At 37.4% G+C, this 16,368-nt stretch carries 12 protein-coding genes and 1 tRNA gene; 7 read left to right on the forward strand and 6 right to left on the reverse strand.

The features are described from left to right. Nucleotides 1-2: 2 nt before the first annotated feature. Entirely contained in the window at nt 3-1,931 is a 1,929-nt protein-coding gene (locus tag ACU696_RS12450) for a DNA topoisomerase III (RefSeq protein WP_123381910.1), read from the forward strand. Between the two features lie 65 nt (nt 1,932-1,996). Here ACU696_RS12450 and xthA read toward each other — a convergent pair whose 3' ends face one another. Then, a complete protein-coding gene (xthA, locus tag ACU696_RS12455) occupies nt 1,997-2,809 on the reverse strand; it encodes an exodeoxyribonuclease III (RefSeq protein ID WP_109913251.1) in 813 nt (270 codons plus the stop codon). A gap of 565 nt (nt 2,810-3,374) precedes the next feature. Between xthA and ACU696_RS12460 the strand changes: the two genes are divergently transcribed. Continuing rightward, nucleotides 3,375-4,250 carry a LysR family transcriptional regulator gene (locus ACU696_RS12460; RefSeq protein ID WP_004911163.1) on the forward strand — a complete coding sequence of 292 codons (876 nt, stop codon included), beginning with the start codon at nt 3,375-3,377 and terminating at the stop codon, nt 4,248-4,250. 1 nt (nt 4,251) lies between these two features. Here ACU696_RS12460 and ACU696_RS12465 read toward each other — a convergent pair. From ACU696_RS12465 to ACU696_RS12475, 3 genes are all read right to left on the reverse strand, one after another. Then, nucleotides 4,252-4,336, reverse strand: a tRNA-Tyr gene (locus tag ACU696_RS12465). A gap of 159 nt (nt 4,337-4,495) precedes the next feature. Continuing rightward, entirely contained in the window at nt 4,496-5,344 is an 849-nt protein-coding gene (gene purU, locus ACU696_RS12470; protein WP_110731961.1) for a formyltetrahydrofolate deformylase, read from the reverse strand. Between the two features lie 94 nt (nt 5,345-5,438). Beyond that, complete coding sequence (locus ACU696_RS12475) at nt 5,439-5,918, reverse strand: YchJ family metal-binding protein (RefSeq protein WP_209101575.1); 480 nt, start codon at nt 5,916-5,918, stop codon at nt 5,439-5,441. 125 nt (nt 5,919-6,043) lie between these two features. Between ACU696_RS12475 and rssB the strand changes: the two genes are divergently transcribed. Both rssB and galU read left to right on the forward strand, forming a co-directional pair. After that, on the forward strand, nt 6,044-7,054 hold the full coding sequence (gene rssB, locus ACU696_RS12480; protein ID WP_109913228.1) for a two-component system response regulator RssB: 1,011 nt from the start codon (nt 6,044-6,046) through the stop codon (nt 7,052-7,054). A gap of 159 nt (nt 7,055-7,213) precedes the next feature. Continuing rightward, complete coding sequence (galU, locus tag ACU696_RS12485) at nt 7,214-8,134, forward strand: UTP--glucose-1-phosphate uridylyltransferase GalU (RefSeq protein WP_004911149.1); 921 nt, start codon at nt 7,214-7,216, stop codon at nt 8,132-8,134. A 464-nt stretch (nt 8,135-8,598) separates the two neighbouring features. Here galU and hns read toward each other — a convergent pair whose 3' ends face one another. Next, nucleotides 8,599-9,009: a histone-like nucleoid-structuring protein H-NS gene (gene hns, locus ACU696_RS12490; protein ID WP_004254106.1), complete on the reverse strand. Its 411-nt coding sequence runs from the start codon at nt 9,007-9,009 to the stop codon at nt 8,599-8,601. Between the two features lie 532 nt (nt 9,010-9,541). Here hns and ACU696_RS12495 point away from each other — a divergent pair. Then, entirely contained in the window at nt 9,542-10,171 is a 630-nt protein-coding gene (locus ACU696_RS12495; RefSeq protein ID WP_109913227.1) for a thymidine kinase, read from the forward strand. Nucleotides 10,172-10,369: 198 nt separating this feature from the next. Here ACU696_RS12495 and adhE read toward each other — a convergent pair whose 3' ends face one another. Continuing rightward, nucleotides 10,370-13,075 (reverse strand): bifunctional acetaldehyde-CoA/alcohol dehydrogenase, encoded by a 2,706-nt coding sequence (gene adhE, locus ACU696_RS12500; RefSeq protein ID WP_109913226.1) that lies wholly within the window; start codon nt 13,073-13,075, stop codon nt 10,370-10,372. 482 nt (nt 13,076-13,557) lie between these two features. Between adhE and ACU696_RS12505 the strand changes: the two genes are divergently transcribed. Both ACU696_RS12505 and ACU696_RS12510 read left to right on the forward strand, forming a co-directional pair. Beyond that, the gene (locus ACU696_RS12505; RefSeq protein ID WP_004254112.1) at nt 13,558-14,202 is read left to right on the forward strand and encodes a YchE family NAAT transporter; all 645 of its coding nucleotides are present in this window, start codon (nt 13,558-13,560) and stop codon (nt 14,200-14,202) included. Nucleotides 14,203-14,729: 527 nt separating this feature from the next. Then, nucleotides 14,730-16,343: an ABC transporter substrate-binding protein gene (locus ACU696_RS12510; RefSeq protein ID WP_447343119.1), complete on the forward strand. Its 1,614-nt coding sequence runs from the start codon at nt 14,730-14,732 to the stop codon at nt 16,341-16,343. The last annotated feature ends 25 nt before the right edge of the window (nt 16,344-16,368 follow it).

The raw sequence follows: 16,368 nt of genomic DNA on the forward strand, positions 1-16,368 counted from the left end.
TTATGCGTTTGTTTATTGCGGAAAAACCGAGCCTTGCAAGGGCCATTGCAGATGTATTACCCAAACCCCATAAACGCGGTGATGGTTTTATTCAATGTGGTGATGGCCAAACCGTAACATGGTGCATTGGCCACCTTTTAGAGCAGGCGGAACCCGATGCTTATGAACCTCGGTACGCACGTTGGAATCTTCAGGATTTGCCAATTATCCCGGATAAGTGGCAATTGAAGCCCCGTCCCGCAGTAACTAAACAATTAAAAACCATTGAAACATTACTGAAGCAAGCTTCAATAGTCGTCCATGCAGGAGACCCCGATAGAGAAGGTCAACTGCTGGTGGACGAAGTGCTTGATTTTTTAAAGCTCGATCCTGCGAAACGCAAAGCCGTAAAACGTTGTTTGATCAACGACCTTAACCCACAAGCCGTTGAGCGGGCAATTGACCGCTTAAGAGAAAATCGTGAGTTTATCCCTCTTTGTGTCTCCGCCTTAGCGAGAGCACGGGCAGATTGGCTATATGGCATCAATATGACTCGTGCTTATACACTATTAGGGCAACGAGGTGGATATCAAGGTGTTCTTTCTGTTGGGCGGGTACAAACGCCAGTTTTGGGCCTAGTTGTTAGGCGCGATGAAGAAATAGAAAATTTTATCCCTAAAGATTATTTCGAGGTGAAAGCCCATATTGTTACGCCAAAAGATGAGCGTTTTGTAGCAATATGGCAGCCAAGTGACTCCTGTATTGATTACCAAGACGAAGAAGGGCGTTTGTTCCATCGGCCGCTTGCAGACCATGTGGTATCGCGTATTGAGGGGAAGCCTGCCATAGTGACGCAATATCAGGACAAGCGCGAGTCTGAAATTGCACCATTGCCTTTCTCTTTGTCGTCTTTACAGATTGAAGCCGCTAAAAAGTATGCGTTGAGTGCACAAGAAGTATTGGATATATGCCAACGCTTGTATGAAACACATAAGTTAATTACTTATCCTCGTTCGGATAGCCGCTATTTACCGGATGAGCATTTTGCAGGGCGACACAGTGTATTGAATGCCATTGCTGTGCATCAGCCTGATCTCACTGAATTTGAACTGCCAGAGTTAGATAAAAAGAATCGTTGTTGGGACGATAAAAAAGTGGACGCCCACCATGCAATTATTCCAACTGCAAAAACGGCAGCAGTAAAATTAACGGAAAATGAAAGTAAAATTTACCAACTGATTGCACGTCAATATATTATTCAGTTCATGGCGGATGCGGTTTACCGTAAGTGTACTATTGATCTTGAAATTGAAAAGGGTAAATTTATTGCAAAAGCTCGGTTTCTTGCTGAAGCGGGCTGGCGAGTTGTATTAGGCAATAAAGAGCGCGATGCTGAAAATGATGGTATGCCTTTGCCAGTTGTGAGTAAAAGTGATGAGTTATTATGTGAGAAAGGGGAAGTTGTCGAACGGCAAACGCAGCCTCCGCGCCCTTTTACGGATGCAACGCTATTATCAGCAATGACTGGGATTGCTCGGTTTGTGCAAGATAAAGCATTAAAAAAAGTATTGCGAGAAACGGATGGGCTTGGTACGGAAGCGACTAGGGCGGGCATCATTGACTTACTATTTAAGCGCCAATTTCTCTTCAAAAAAGGGCGTTACATTCATTCCTCTCCGGCAGGAAGGGCTCTAATTCATGTTCTACCCGATATGGCAACATTACCGGATATGACTGCTCATTGGGAGTCCGTACTGACTCAAATTAGTGAAAAACAATCACGTTATGATGATTTTATGCACCCGCTAGGTCAAACATTGATGCAATTAATTCACCATGCACGCCAATTTACAAATTTGAGGGCATTTCGAGAGTTACCAGCCCCATCAGTAAAAGCAGGGAAAAAAACTGCAAAAACAGGCAAGAAGAAAACGAAAAAGAAAGAGGATTAGTTGAGTCTGGCAAACCAATAAAAGGCGCTTTAAGCGCCTTTTTGCATGATAACTAGTGAGGAAATTTATTTTGTTAGGTCAAACTCAGACCACACCGGTGCGTGGTCTGATGGTTTTTCCATTCCGCGAATATCATAATCAATACCCGTTGCGATACAACGTTCAGCAAGGTTATTTGAGGCTAGTAATAAATCAATACGTAAACCGCGGTTATCATCAAAGCCCTTAGAACGGTAGTCAAACCAAGAGTAGCAATCAGCAACATCAGGATTTTTAGCTCGGTATGTATCGACCAAGCCCCAGCCTAACAATTTAGCTAACCATTCACGTTCTTCAGGTAAAAAAGAACATTTTCCGGTTTTTAACCAACGTTTGCGGTTTGCATCACCAATACCGATATCCAGATCGGTTGGGCTAATATTCATATCACCCATAATGAGTAATTGAGACTCAGCCGTTTGTGTTGATGTAATGTAATTTTGTAAATCTTGATAGAATTTTTCTTTTGCTGGAAATTTAGTTGGGTGGTCGCGGCTTTCCCCTTGAGGAAAATAACCATTAACAACAGTCAATGGGCCACGCTCTGTTTGAATGTCAGCCATGATAATACGGCGCTGTGCGTCATCATCGTCAGTTGGAAAGCCTTTGCGGACAGCAATAGGTTCATTTTTTGTTAAAAGAGCCACACCATAATGGGCTTTTTGGCCGTGATAAAAAACATGATAGCCGAGCTGACTAACCTCTTCATAAGGGAACATATCATCATGGACTTTTGTTTCTTGTAAGCCAATAACCTCAGGTTGATGTTTTTCGATGATTGCAGCGAGTTGGTGAGGACGAGCTCGGAGGCCATTGATATTGAACGATATGAATTTCATGGTTTTTTATCACCTAGTTTTATGATTATTATGCGTATTCTACCAGATGGTAGCAATACTGTAACCCCGAGTAGCATGTTTCAACGATTAGGTTGTTTTATAGCCAATAACGATTATGATAAAAATGGTCATTACATAACTCATTCTTGGTACAATATCAAAATTTAGCGTTTAATATAAAAGTTATAATAAATTTAGTTAAACAAAAAATATTATAATTAATTAAATTTATTATGGGTGCTAGAATTTAATTTCTGATTAAAATTAAATTAATAATTTCAATATTAACTAGTTTTAATTTCATTTAAAGTCAATTGGTTATTTATATTTTAATGTGATTTAATAGTGGAGGCATAAAAAATAATTAATCGAAACAGTATAATATATTGCTTTGTAATGATGGAAATTATAAAAATACTTTTATGAAATATTGTTAATCATTCAATAAAAAATCAACTTTGACTTTTTATTTTTTGGATTAATTTATGGGCTAATCAATATAATTATTAATGAGAAAGTTAAGTATGTTGATTAACATTTTAATAAATGGAATGGGGTCATAGATATGTTCTTTTCAAGAAAATTAGAGGCGTTTATGGCGGTTGTTGAGAATGGCTCGTTAAGCAAAGCGGCAAGAGTGATGAACCGTACGACACCTCCCATCGCGAAGTCAATCAAAGACTTTGAGACAAGCCTAGGTAAACGGCTTTTTAAACGAGAAAAATTTGGAATGACATTAACTAAGGATGGCCAAGAGCTTTATAACGATCTAAGAGATCTTTATTTACAGGAGAAAGAAATAACGAAAAAACATTTTTCAGGTTATATAATCAATGAGGCTAATATTTATTATGACTGGGGAAAGGAAAATCATTTAATTAATTTATATCAATCAGCACATCAAAATAATGTACAAGTAAATATATTAAGGTTTAATTATGATGAAGTAGATGAAATTGTCGATTATGATGGAAATACACTTATTCTTAGTTCAGAGCAGGTTGTCAGCGAACGGTTTTCATTACAAAAAATAATAGAAAATTCACCATTAGGTATTTATTGTCGGAAAGAACTGTATGAAAAATTTCATTATGATCTTGTTACATTATTACAAAAAAGTACCTGGTTATGTGACCCCGCATTTTATAAAAGTTCTTTAATGAGCGATTTATTAGCAAAAATTGAAACGGTTGATAATAAAACGAGCGTGAGACAAATGGATAATATTGGCTGTTGCCAAAGTTTTATTCAAGATGGTGACTTTATAGGTATTATAGACCACTATCCAGAAGAAGAATTAATTGATAAATCATTAATTTATATACCATTAAACAAGATTTTGGGGAAAAGTGTTTGTTACATTTATAAATCAAAATCACACTCTAGTGTACTAAATCGTTTTATGGGTGTTGTTGATAAATTAGGGGGGGATGTTAATTAAATGGTGGTGGGAGAAGGATTCGAACCTTCGAAGTCTGTGACGGCAGATTTACAGTCTGCTCCCTTTGGCCGCTTGGGTATCCCACCAGATTTTGAGTTGCTGTAATCATTGACAGCGGGCGGCATCATATCAAATGACGCGCCGCTGTAAAGCATTAATTTTCAATAAAATGGTCGTTTGCTGTTTTTTTATTCTTAATGCGTGTTAAATCTACAAAGTGTTGTTAAATAAGCCACTGTGTTGGCTTATAAAATAATGGTGCGATTACCATATACAAATACACGTTGAGCTAAGACCCAGTAAAGGGCATGGCTTAGTACATTTTTTTCAACGTCACGTCCAGCACGCATCATATCATCCGCTGTGAATGTATGGTCTACATTAATCACGTTCTGTGTAATGATTGGCCCTTCATCAAGGCTGTCATTAACAAAATGCGCTGTAGCACCAATAATTTTTACGCCACGCTCATAAGCTTGGTGATAAGGACGGGCACCAATAAAGGCAGGTAAAAACGAATGGTGAATATTGATAATCTGGTTTGGATAATGCTGAACAAATGCGGGCGTTAATACGCGCATATATTTAGCCAACACAACGTAGTCAGGCTGATACTGGTCAATCTGTGCTGTCATTTTTTCGTCATGTTGTTCGCGAGTTAAGCCTTCATGACTAATATGGTGGAATGGGATGCCAAATTGTTCGACTAAGTTTCTTAGCGTATCGTGGTTTCCAATAACAGCAGCAATTTCAACATCCAAGCCATCATAAGCACTTTTCATGAGTAGGTCGCCCAGACAATGTGCTTCTTTGGTTACCATGACGACAATACGACGCCGGCCTGCAGTGTTTAATTCACGTTGAGACCCAACAGGCAATGCATCGTCGAGATCCGCTAATAATGTTTCATCGTTGAAAATGCCTTCTAACTCAGTTCTCATGAAGAAACGGCCAGTGTGATGATCAACAAATTCATTATTTTGTACGATATTGAGTTGGTGTTTATAGCAAATATTGGTGATTTTCGCGATTAATCCTTTCGCGTCAGGGCAAATTGTCCTGAGAATTTTCTTTTGTACAATTTTGTGTTGCATGAAACAGCCTAATCCTTAACTAACAAAGCGATATAAAAAACGACAGATTGTGTATTAAATGTGTCTCATTAGACAGGCATTAAATAAAGGGTAATTAGTCTGGGTGCCCACACTTTTTATATTTTTGACCAGAGCCACAAGGACATAAATCATTACGACCGATTTTTGGGGTAATGCCGTCTATATAATACCAACACGAATCCATCTTAATAAAACGCGAACGTTCATGAATAAGCTGCTTATGATCAGCTTTTTCATCAATAAAGCAAGCCGAAAATTCGACATAAGCTTCATCGGGATTTTTAGCATAAGAAGAACTAATAACACGAAGACTACACCAGCGTGTCTTCGAAAAACTATTTACAATTTCGTGGTGCCATTCTTGAGCATGGCAATCCGGGTGCCATGTTTTAATCAGATAATCGGCATTTTGGTGAACATAAGCGCTATATCTGGAGCGCATAAGCTGTACAGGCGTCTGTGGAATAGATTTTCCTTGTAAAAAAGGGGCGCAGCATTGTTCAAATTGTGCTTCGTTGCCACAGCAACACCTATCTTCTACTTGTGATTTCATAACACTCTCTATAAAAATAAGTATAAGATTGAAAAGTCACTATACTTAAATGATGGCGAATAAATGATTTTATCGTATGAATAATTGTATTGTTAATTAAACTAGGCTTTTGCAGTAGGTATCTTATGAAAAATAGAAAAGTACTCATAATAGAAGACGAAATCACCTTCTGTACAATTTTAAAAAATTACCTCGAAACGCTGGGTATTGAGATCTATACCGCAGATAATGGTCAATTAGCAATAGAGATGTTAACAATAAACGGTATCACCCCTGATATCATTCTCTGTGACCTTAATATGCCGATAATGAATGGTGAAGCGTTTATGCGAGAGCTTATTGCTCGTAATATTGATATTCCAGTCATTGTGATTACGGCAACAACTGATTTTACTCAGTTAGATAGAATGTTTCGTTTAGGGGCTAAAGATGCTTTGCTTAAGCCAATAAAAAATTTAGATGAAGTTAAAGTGACCCTACTTTCTGCACTGTATCCTGAGAAAAATAGCCTAACAGAGCTAATGGGAGAGGAAATTCATCAGATTTCTACATTAATGCAAGATCATACTCAAGATATGTTGACGGTGTTGAAGCAGTTACAACCGCCAGTAAACCAAATTATAAATAATTACCGAATTAACTATCGCCAACTTAATGAAGCTAACCGCTTTGGTTTATTATTAGACTTAGCTGCTATTTCAGACAGCCAAATAGGATTTTACTGCATTGACACTGAGCGCTCTCCCCAAGAAGGTATTATGGCTGCTTTTTTGATTCGTGTGGTGTTCAATGACCTATTAAAAAGTGCGGTAAGCTACCCAGAAAAAAAATTACCGAATATTGATAGGATTATTAATCAAATAAATTATTTACTAGAGGATTCGGGGTTTAGTGGGCAATTTCCTCTCTTATTGGGGTATTTTAATACACAGAATAAAGCAATTATAATGGCGAGTGCGGGCTTAGAAGCGGAAATAACGACAGAAAATACGCATGTTAAGTTACCAAGAAGTCTTCCCTTAGGTACACTTAAATTTTATCAATCTAACCATTTAGAGGTAAAAGGAAATGCTTGGCAGTGTTTAATACGTAATAATAGTCAGAAAATAAAACTTATGTTTAACCCGGAGACATAATTAATGTCTAAAATGCATGCATGTGTCATCTAAATAACTCTATTCAGACTCGTCGCTATTTATTCATAAATATTTCCTGATATACTTTTGCGCACTTAAAATGCCTCTTGATACTTTAGTGAAATTTGAGAGGCAAGGATGATATCTGGAGTGATAAAAATGACACAGCGCAAGGTGCGTAAAGCGGTAATCCCCGTTGCAGGCTTAGGTACACGTATGCTTCCTGCAACAAAAGCTATTCCAAAAGAAATGTTGCCAATAGTCGATAAGCCACTTATTCAATATGTTGTTAATGAGTGTATTGCTGCGGGGATCAATGAAATTGTTTTAGTAACACATTCATCAAAAAATTCCATTGAGAACCACTTTGACACAAGCTTTGAGTTAGAAGCTATTTTAGAAGCGCGTGTTAAGCGCCAGTTATTGGATGAGGTTCAATCTATTTGTCCAAGTCATGTAACGATTATGCAAACGCGACAAGGAATAGCAAAAGGATTAGGGCATGCAATTTTGTGTGCTAAACCGTTAGTCGGTGAAGAACCTTTTGCGGTTATTTTACCTGATGTCATTTTAGACCGTTACAGTACAGATTTAACTAAATTTAACTTGCGTGAAATGCTCGAACAATATGAATCAACAGGTGCAAGTCAAATTTTAGTTGAGCCAGTCCCTGAAGAAGATGTATCTAGCTATGGTATTGTGGATTGCAGTGGAGAAACGCTAGCACCTGGGGATAGCAAAAGAATTGTTCGTATGGTTGAAAAACCAAAACGTGAAGAAGCTCCATCTAATTTATCTATTGTTGGTCGTTATGTTTTATCTGAAAAGATTTGGGATGCATTAGCTAAAACAGCTCCCGGTGCTGGTGATGAAATACAATTAACTGATGCTATTGCATTAATGATGGAAAATAATGAGCCTGTAGAGGCCTACCACTTATGTGGTAAAAGTCATGACTGTGGAAATAAATTAGGTTATATGAAAGCATTTGTTGAATATGGAATGCAGCATGATGCGTTGGGTGAAGAGTTTACTCAGTGGTTGAAGAAATTATCAGCGTCATTGAATGCAGCAAAATAAAATTTCACAATAAATTTTTATTAAAGGCTAACTTAATTTGTTAGCCTTTTTTATGCGTGAAAAAATAAATTATTAACAATAAACGTCAGGTATTAAGGCGTATCGCTCTGATTTAGACTGTTTAGTTGCTACTCATTATAAGTGAGAGGTGTACAAAAATTAACATATAACCCCATTACATAAATAAAATCACTGAACAATATTTAAGTTTATCTAATTAAGCTTACATATCTTTACTACTCTGTTTTATTTATCATGATTATTTGATTGGTAGTATAATACAGCGCAAAGGCTTAAACAGAACAGTTAATTGAAGTGGGCAGTAGTTATGCGGCTTTAGTGCTAAAAAAGGGAGTTATAATAGCTAAGCGCTTTTTCTTAGTAGAGGTTAATATAAAATAATATATAAAGGTTGAAACAAAAACACCCTTATAAAAGGGTGTTTAGAATACATGTATAGGCTATTAGATTAAGAAATCATCTAAAGATTTGCCTTGTTCTTCAATGGCAACTTTGATTACTGCTGGAGTACGGCCTTGGCCTGTCCAAGTTTTAGTTTCGCCATTTTCATCAACATATTTATATTTAGCTGGACGTGCAGCACGTTTAGCACGGGTGCTAGTGCTTTTACCTGAGTCCATTGTTTGCAGAAGGTCATTTAAATCGACGCCTTGCTCAAGAATCATTTCACGAACTTTTTCCAATTTACGGTTACGTTCTTCTAATTCCGCGCGAGCTTGGCTCTCTTCATCACGACGTTCTTCAACAACGACGGTTAATTTTTCCAGCATTTCTTCTAAAGATTCTAAAGTTACTTCGCGAGCTTGAGCACGAAGAGTACGGATGTTATTTAACGCTTTTAATGATTCGCTCATTTTCCTGGTCTCAAATTATTTGTTGGCATGTGTACAGTAATAATAGAATGCTATTTTAAATTCTGCAATAGCTAAATTACTTCCTTAGTTTAAAAGTAATCTTTAACGAATGCAATTTTTTTACAAAAGAAAAATAAACTTTTCGTAGATATATATATAGCTATTATCAATAACTGAACTAAACGAAAAATAGGAATAAGCCAAAATCTTAGTGATTAAATAATTCAAAAAAGAAGAGGCGTGTCTCATTTTACTTTTACTCGGAATGAATTGAAGGGAAGGTCAGGCTTAAATTTTCTTTTTTTGATGATGCTTTTTAGCGGAATGTGCTTTAGTTGAAACTGTTTATAGTTAATATCAAATTGATTTTTATTGCATACGTGCTAAGTAATATTTGCAATAAGGTACAAGTTGAGCCCCAAAAAAAAGTTAAATTTTCAATAAGTAAAGGGCATCTACACCAATATTGTTAATCATCAAGTATGTTTTATGGTAAAATTATTATGTATATTAATTTTGAGGGAACAGCCAAATGGCTCAGCTTTACTTTTATTATTCAGCAATGAACGCGGGAAAATCAACGTCATTATTGCAATCATCGTATAACTATAATGAAAGAGGAATGCGTACGGTTATTTTTACGGCAGAGATAGATAACCGTTTTGAACAAGGAAAAGTCTCATCGCGAATAGGTTTATCTGCGGAAGCGTTACTATACTCAACAACAACAAATATGGCCGAGTTAATCAAAAAAGAAAATAGTGTACAAAAAGTACATTGTGTTCTTATTGATGAATGTCAGTTTCTAACAAAAAAACAAGTTGAAGAATTATGTGACATAGTCGATAACGAGGATATTCCGGTTTTATGTTATGGATTGCGTACCGACTTTGCAGGACAATTATTTGAGGGTAGTCAATATTTGCTTGCTTGGGCTGATAAATTAGTTGAGCTAAAAACGGTTTGCTATTGCGGGCGTAAGGCGAGCAAGGTATTACGTATAGGAAGTGATGGGGTGCCTGTATATGAAGGCTTACAAGTTGATATAGGTGGTAATGAAAAGTATATCTCTGTTTGTCGTAAGCACTATTCAGAAGCAATAAAACAAGCTCAGTTGATGAATGAGGGCGTTATACCTAAGCAGCCACTTCATTTTCGATGAGCAGAAATATTTTGGTGTAGGGACTAAAATAGGCTTCGGTTATCGGATTATTACGGCAGTTAATGAAATCAACTCAGTGGGTTAAATTATTTTATATAATATTGATTTTATGTATTCTTGCTGTCATCCATTTAAAATAGTGAAACAAAAGGCACTACAATAATTGTAGTGCCTTTATTTTAAATAATGTTTAACACATTATTTCTTAGCGTTTTTCTTTTCTACTTCTTTTTTTACGGCTGTTTTTTTCTGAGGCGCTTTTTTTTCCTCTTTATCAATCACAGGCGTATCTTGATGCTCAACAAACTCACGACCATAATAAGAATCCAGTAATAACTGTTTAATTTCAGAGATTAAAGGATAGCGGGGGTTTGCTCCTGTACATTGGTCATCAAATGCATCTTCAGAAAGTTTATCTACACGGGCTAAGAAGTCGGCTTCAGTTACACCAGTCTCACGAATAGATTTAGGAATGCCTAAATCAGCTTTCATTTCCTCCAACCATGCGAGTAATTTTTCAATTTTCTCAGCAGTCCGATCTCCAACTTTAGTGAGCCCTAAATGATCTGCAATTTCTGCATATTGGCGGCGTGCATGAGGTCGATCGTATTGGCTAAACGCAGTTTGTTTTGTTGGGTTATCATTAGCATTAAAACGGATAACATTACAAATTAATAATGCGTTCGCAAGGCCATGAGGAATATGGAACTCTGAACCAAGTTTGTGAGCCATTGAGTGACAGACACCTAAGAATGCGTTTGCAAATGCAATACCCGCAAGTGTCGCTCCGTTATGTACACGTTCTCTTGCAACAGGGTTTTTAGCGCCTTCGTGGTAACTGGCTGGTAAATAATCTTTTAATAAACTCAGGGCTTTAAGTGCTTGTCCGTCAGTAAATTCATTTGCTAAAACAGAAACATAAGCTTCCAATGCATGGGTGACAGCATCTAAACCACCAAAAGCTGTTAACGATTTAGGCATATTCATGACTAAGTTCGCGTCAACAATTGCCATATTTGGTGTTAATGCATAATCCGCTAATGGATATTTTTGGCCTGTTTTATCATCAGTCACTACCGCAAATGGAGTCACTTCTGAACCCGTACCGGAGGTCGTTGTGATAGCAACTAATTTAGCCTTAACGCCCATTTTAGGGAAACGGTGGATACGTTTACGTATATCCATGAAACGTAATGCTAATTCCTCAAAATGAGTTTCGGGGTGTTCATACATAACCCACATAATTTTAGCCGCATCCATTGGTGAACCACCACCTAATGCAATAATGACATCAGGTTGGAATGCTTGCATTTGTGCTGCACCTTTACGAACAACCGTTAATGTCGGGTCTGCCTCAACTTCAAAGAAAACATCAGTTTCAATCTGATGTTTTTTGAGAACGCTAACGACTTCATCAACATAACCATTATTGAATAGATAGCCATCGGTTACGATAAAGGCGCGTTTTGCACCGTCAGTTGCAATCTCTTCAAGGGCGATAGGTAGACAACCACGGCGGAAGTAGATTGAGTTCGGAAGTTTATGCCACAACATATTTTCAGCTCTCTTCGCCACAGTTTTGGTATTGATAAGGTGTTTTGGACCGACGTTTTCAGAGATGGAGTTACCCCCCCAAGAACCGCAACCTAGTGTAAGAGAAGGCGCTAATTTAAAGTTGTACAGGTCACCAATACCGCCTTGTGACGCTGGCGTATTGATTAAAATACGCGCAGTTTTCATTTTTTGGCCAAAATAGTTAACTCGCTCATGTTGGTTATCTTGGTCAGTATATAGGCAAGAGGTATGGCCAATTCCCCCCATTTCAACTAATTGTTCTGCTTTTGCAACGGCATCTTCAAAATTCTTACCACGATACATGGCTAATAATGGAGACAGTTTTTCATGGGCGAACGGTTCTGACTCATCAATAGTTTTTACTTCACCAATTAAGATTTTAGTTGTTTTTGGCACGCTAATACCGGCCATTTCGGCAATTTTATAAGCAGGTTGACCAACAATAGCGGCGTTTAGGTTGCCATTTTTTAAGATGATATCTTGAACTGCTTTGAGTTCTTTTCCTTGCAGCAGGTAGCCACCATGGCTGGAAAAACGCTCGCGAACTTGGTTGTAGATTTCATCCACGACTACAACGGATTGTTCAGATGCACAAATAACCCCGTTGTCGAATGTTTTTGACATCAGAATAGACGCGACAGCACGTTTAATATCTGCCGTTTCATCAATCACCACAGGGGTGTTACCCGCACCAACTCCGATAGCGGGTTTACCTGAGCTATAAGCGGCTTTCACCATGCCTGGTCCACCTGTCGCTAAAATCAGGTTAATATCAGGATGGTGCATTAAGGCATTGGATAACTCAACAGAAGGGGAGTCAATCCAGCCAATAATGTCTTTTGGTGCACCCGCTGCAATAGCAGCATCCAGCACGATTTGTGCTGCACGGTTAGTAGCAATTTTGGCGCGAGGGTGCGGAGAAAAAATAATAGCGTTACGTGTTTTTAAGCTAATGAGTGATTTAAAAATTGCGGTTGAAGTCGGGTTAGTTGTTGGCACAATACCACAGATAATACCAATCGGCTCAGCTATCGTAATTGTCCCAAATGTTGGGTCTTCAGATAGTGTACCACAGGTTTTTTCGTCTTTATAAGCATTGTAGATATACTCTGAAGCAAAGTGGTTTTTGATCACTTTATCTTCAACAATGCCCATTCCAGATTCTTCGACAGCAAGTTTTGCTAGGGGGATACGTGCGTCAGCAGCAGCGAGGGCAGCGGCTCTAAAGATTTCATCAACTTTTTCTTGGGAGAAAGTTGCGAATTCACGTTGAGCTTTTTTGACACGAGCAACGAGTTCATTGAGTTCGGTAACGTTAGTTACGGACATATAGATTACTCCTGATAAATGTTAAACTTTTTAAGCCAATGAGCAATGCATCTATAGAACGAAGAAATGCTTAAAGATGAAAGTATAGATGTAATCTATAATAACGCTGCTCATCATCGCTTATTGGCTTAAAAACCTTATTCAATATTGAGTTAATATCCTAATTAGCTCTGTCTATCAGTTAAGAGTAGATTAACAAAACGGTAATTAAATAAAGTGATCTAAATCACGAAAATGCTAAGCTGACTCCTTTCAGCACGTGTATTTATGCACAAGTTAAATAAATGTTGTTCATCTATTACTTAATTTAATATTATCAAAACAATTCGTGCGGATAATCTATGTCTATCTAACTAAATATTAAATAAATTTAGCAAGTTAAAGAAAATATTGTTTTACTCAAGGAAATTAATAACATCGGTGGTAAAATTATGAAAGGTATCAATGAATCTCTAAAGAGAATTGCTTAAGGAAATGAATGGGTGAGTAGCGCATTACTTGATTTATCGGGTTATATTAAATTTTTTATTGGTTTATTTGCACTTGTAAACCCAGTTGGCATATTACCTGTGTTTATTAGTATGACAAACTATCAAAGTAATGCTGGGCGAAATAAGACTAACACCATTGCAAATACCTCAGTTGCGATCATTTTATGTACATCATTATTAATTGGTGACTCAATACTGCAATTATTTGGTATTTCAATTGATTCCTTCCGTATTGCTGGGGGGATTTTGATCGTCACAATCGCGATGTCAATGATTAGCGGTAAGATTGGTGAAGACAAACAGAACAAGCAAGAAAAAACGGAAACTGCGGTTAGGGATAGCATTGGTGTTGTACCTTTAGCTTTACCTCTAATGGCGGGGCCTGGTGCAATAAGTTCTTGTATTGTATGGTCATCTCGTTGGCATGGTTGGCAAAACTTTTTAGGCTTAGCGTTGACGAGTATCGCTTTTGCCTTTTGTTGTTGGTTATTATTTCGTTCAGCGTCTTTATTGGTTCGTTACTTAGGCCAAACAGGGATCAACGTAGTGACTCGTATCATGGGGTTATTACTGATGTCGCTGGGAATAGAGTTTATAGTGACGGGTGTTAAGGCCATATTCCCAGGCCTATTGTAATCTCATTTCTTTTTATGGCTGCAAATCGGCCCTATTGCAGCCATACCCACTGCTAATTTACCTCGTATTACACATATCAGTTTTGCTATTCAGATAGCATATTTCCCTTTTCTTTAATTGGCTGGCTAAAATTTTAGCTATCAATAATCACGTCTAAAAAAATGATGCCTGTAATTATATGTGGCATTTATTGCTAAAACAGGGATAAAAAGTAAGGAATTGTGAGCTATGTAAATTTATTCACTATTCTAATTGGCGTTTGTTAATGATATGTTTGGAAATGTGCTTGGGGGCTATCTTATAGCATATAACCAATATTTTATTAAATCATTGTAATATAAGTGAATTATAATTATGCCACCTGTTTTTTTAAAACTTACTTAAAATTTTTAACTAACTAATGTTAATTAATTGTTTTAATTATTTGAGTTCATTAAGTGGATTGCCCATAAGGAAATAGCGGTACTAGGGCTTAAATATTAGCATAAAGAAGGTTGCTAGTGAGGTTATAGCGCCATCAATGAATCATGAGGGATAGGATGTTCAAATCAACACTTGGTTTTGGTGTACTCTCTTTATTATTTGTTACGTTACAGGCAAGTGCCACGGAAAAAGTAAAACAGGTTATTACAATTAACAATGGCTCAGAAGTGACTTCACTTGACCCCCACAAAGTGGAAGGGGTGCCAGAAAGCAATGTGATATTAAACTTATTAGAAGGTCTAGTGTATACCGATGTAGACGGTAAATCGGTTCCTGGTGTTGCTAAAAGTTGGAGTAATGAAAATTTCACCACGTGGATTTTTACTTTACGAGATGATGCAAAGTGGAGTGATGGTTCGCCAGTAACCGCTGAAGATTTTGTGTATAGCTGGCAACGCTTGTCTGACCCAAATACCGGCTCGCCTTACTCTAGTTACTTACAAAATGCATATATTTTAAATGCAGATGCAATTTTAGCAGGGAAAATACCAGCAACAGCGCTGGGAGTGAAGGCGCTTGACCCGCAACATTTACAAGTAACGCTTAGCCACCCTGTGCCTTATTTTGTAGATATGCTTTCCCATACATCTATGAAACCCGTGAATAAATCTGCAATTCAACGACATGGCGATAAATGGACCCAGCCTCAAAATTTTATTGGGAACGGGGCATACGTATTGGATAACTGGGTGGTAAATGAACGTATTGTTGTCAAACGAAATCCATTTTACTGGGATAACCAGAATAGCCGTATTGAGCAAGCGACCTTTTTAGCGATTAGTTCCGAAGTGAGCGATATTAATCGTTATCGTAGTGGTGAAATTGACATATCTAATTCTGCAATCCCACCTGTTTTATATAAAAAAATGCAGCAAGAAAGGCCTAATGAGTTATATGTTCGGCCTTATTTGTGTACGTTCTATTACGAAATTAATAATCAAAAAGCGCCGTTTAATGACCCGAGGGTGCGTGAAGCTATAAAACTAGGGTTAGATAGAGAAACAATCACTAACAAAATTATTGCGCAAGGGCAAAAAGTCGCTTATGGCTTTACGCCAACCTTTATTAATAATGGCAATTTTACATTACCTAATTGGGCAAATTTATCGGCGGAGCAACGTTACCAACGAGCAAAAGATTTGCTTTCACAGGCCGGTTATAACAAAGAAAACCCATTGAAATTTGCTTTACTGTACAACACTTCAGATCAAAATAAGCAGCAAGCTATTGTTGCGGCATCCATGTGGCAGAAAAATATTGGCGCACAAGTTACGTTGCAAAACCAAGAATGGAAAACATCATTACAAAGTCGTCATGAAGGAAACTACGATGTTGCTAGGGCGACATGGTGTGCAGATTACAACGAACCAACCGCCTTTTTGAACATGATGCTGTCTCAAAACAGTAATAATACCTCTTTTTATAATAATCCGGACTTTGATGCCTTACTTGAGAAAGCGTTAATTGCACCAGATCCTTCATCTCGTCATGCGATATACCAACAAGCGGAAGCTTTGCTAGACAAGGATTCGGCTATTGTTCCTGTTTATTATCGTGTCAGTGCTCGAATGATAAAACCGAGTGTTAGTGGATTTAAAGGTAATGACCCTCTTGATTATACGGATATTAAACGGTTATATATAAATGAACCTAATTAATAATATCTAAATAATTATAAAAAGT

The organism is Providencia sp. PROV_01 (assembly GCF_053098325.1).